This window comes from Chitinophaga sancti, assembly GCF_034424315.1.
GTDB classification, from domain to species: domain Bacteria; phylum Bacteroidota; class Bacteroidia; order Chitinophagales; family Chitinophagaceae; genus Chitinophaga; species Chitinophaga sancti.
Genome location: NZ_CP139972.1, coordinates 6,317,501 through 6,320,000 on the forward strand (window position 1 = coordinate 6,317,501; position 2,500 = coordinate 6,320,000).

The window sequence follows — 2,500 nt, forward strand, 5'->3', positions numbered from 1 at the left end:
GAAATACCAACCTTCTGTTGTTTAGAGTCTAACCCTGTAAGGGGGACATTGTTTGGTGGGTAGTTTGACTGGGGTGGTCGCCTCCTAAAAAGTAACGGAGGCTCGCAAAGGTACCCTCAGTACGGTTGGTAATCGTACGCAGAGCGCATTAGTAAAAGGGTGCTTGACTGTGAGGCTGACCAGCCGAGCAGGAGCGAAAGCTGGCTAAAGTGATCCGGTGGTTCTGCATGGAAGGGCCATCGCTCAAAGGATAAAAGGTACTCCGGGGATAACAGGCTGATCTCCCCCAAGAGCTCATATCGACGGGGAGGTTTGGCACCTCGATGTCGGTTCGTCACATCCTGGGGCTGGAGAAGGTCCCAAGGGTTCGGCTGTTCGCCGATTAAAGTGGCACGTGAACTGGGTTCAGAACGTCGCAAGACAGTTCGGTCCCTATCTGTTGTGATCGTTAGTAAATTGCGGGGACATGACCTTAGTACGAGAGGACCGGGTCGTACGTACCGCTGGTGTATCGGTTGTGCCGCCAGGTGCAGTGCCGAGTAGCTATGTACGGAAAGGATAAACGCTGAAAGCATCTAAGCGTGAAACCAACCTCAAGATGAGTTTACTTTTAAGGGCCGTCGGAGACTACGACGTTGATAGGCTACAGGTGTAAGGGTGGTAACATCGAAGCCGAGTAGTACTAATTGCCCGTAAGCTTTAATTTTATTATATACTGTGTTTCAACTTCCCAATATGTAAATTATTGCGTTACTGCTGCTGGTCTGCAAAGACAGGAGTTAAGTAACAAAAGATCTTCAAGATCTTATGGTGGTTTTGCCGAGGGTGTTCACCTCTTCCCATTCCGAACAGAGAAGTTAAGCCCCTCATGGCCGATGGTACTGCACTATCATGCGGGAGAGTAGGTAGCCGCCATATTTATTAGAAAGCCTCCGAATGCTTATTCGGAGGCTTTTTTATCCCTTCTTAGGATATCACACCACACATCTCTACCGCTACTACGGTAAAAAAAAAGTCTGGTAAATTCTTGTTGAAAGAAAGTAAAGATTGTATCTTTGCCATCCGCTCGAAAAAACGAGCATTAAAGTTCTTTGTTCATACAGATTCTTTACGAAGTATTCCTCTATTATTAAAGGTCACACTGAAATAAAAAAAGAAGAAAAACTTCAAAAAGATTTGGCAGAAATGAAATAATCATTACCTTTGCAACCCCAACGCAAACGACGCGAAACGGGAAGTTCTTAAAACAGTAATGATAAGTTAAGATGTACGAGCCATAAGGGTTCAGGCGGATCGGATCTGCAACATCAGCACAATCTTAGTGATAAGATTAAGCTCTTTGACATATTGGGAAATAAAGTTGTAATACAGTATACAATTTGAAAGATATTTAAAGCGAATAAGGGCGCATGGCGGATGCCTAGGCTTTAGGAGGCGAAGAAGGACGTGGTAAGCTGCGATAAGCTACGGGGAGATGCAAACGATCGTTACATCCGTAGATTTCCGAATGGGACAACCCAGTACACTGAAGGTGTATTATCCGAAAGGAGGCCAACGCAGGGAACTGAAACATCTAAGTACCTGCAGGAAAAGAAAATAAATTAATGATTCCCTAAGTAGTGGCGAGCGAACGGGGAAGAGCCCAAACCGTGGTGGCGTGCTGCCACGGGGTTGTAGGACTACTTTTAGAAAGTCAGATCAAGTTGAATCATCTGGAAAGATGAACCATAGCAGGTGATAGTCCTGTAGGCAGAAATTCTGATAGACGTGTAGTATCCTGAGTAGCGCGGGACCGGAGGAATCCTGTGTGAAACTGCCAGCACCATCTGGTAAGGCTAAATACTCCCTAAAGACCGATAGTGAACCAGTACCGTAAGGGAAAGGTGAAAAGTACTTCGAACAGAAGAGTGAAATAGTACCTGAAACCGTGCGCCTACAAGCGGTCGGAGCCTGTTAAAGGGTGACGGCGTGCCTTTTGCATAATGAGCCTACGAGTTACTCCTCACTGGCAAGGTTAAGCACTTAAGTTGCGGAGCCGTAGCGAAAGCGAGTTCTAACAGAGCGACAATATAGTCAGTGGGGGTAGACGCGAAACTTTGTGATCTATCCATGGGCAGGTTGAAGGTTTGGTAACACAAACTGGAGGACCGAACTCATTAGCGTTGAAAAGCTATGGGATGACCTGTGGATAGGGGTGAAAGGCCAATCAAACTGAGAGATAGCTCGTTCTCCCCGAAATGTTTTTAGGAACAGCCTCGTATACAGAGTTATCATAGAGGTAGAGCTACTAATTGGGCTAGGGGGCTTCACCGCCTACCAAACCCTAATAAACTCCGAATGCTATGATATTATCTACGGGAGTGAGGCTGTGGGCGCTAAGGTCCATGGCCGAGAGGGAAATAACCCAGATTAACAGCTAAGGTCCCTAATCGTATGTTAAGTTGAACAAACGCAGTTCAAATCCTATAACAGCCAGGATGTTGGCTTGGAAGCAGCCATT

General features: G+C 46.2%; 3 rRNA genes (2 of these 3 cut by a window edge). All 3 read left to right on the top strand.

The features are described from left to right. A 23S ribosomal RNA gene (locus U0033_RS24775) occupies window positions 1–706 on the top strand; it begins 2,174 nt to the left of the window's first position. 100 nt (window positions 707–806) lie between these two features. Beyond that, a 5S ribosomal RNA gene (rrf, locus tag U0033_RS24780) occupies window positions 807–918 on the top strand. Between the two features lie 471 nt (window positions 919–1,389). Next, window positions 1,390–2,500 (top strand): 23S ribosomal RNA (locus tag U0033_RS24785); it runs 1,770 nt beyond the window's last position.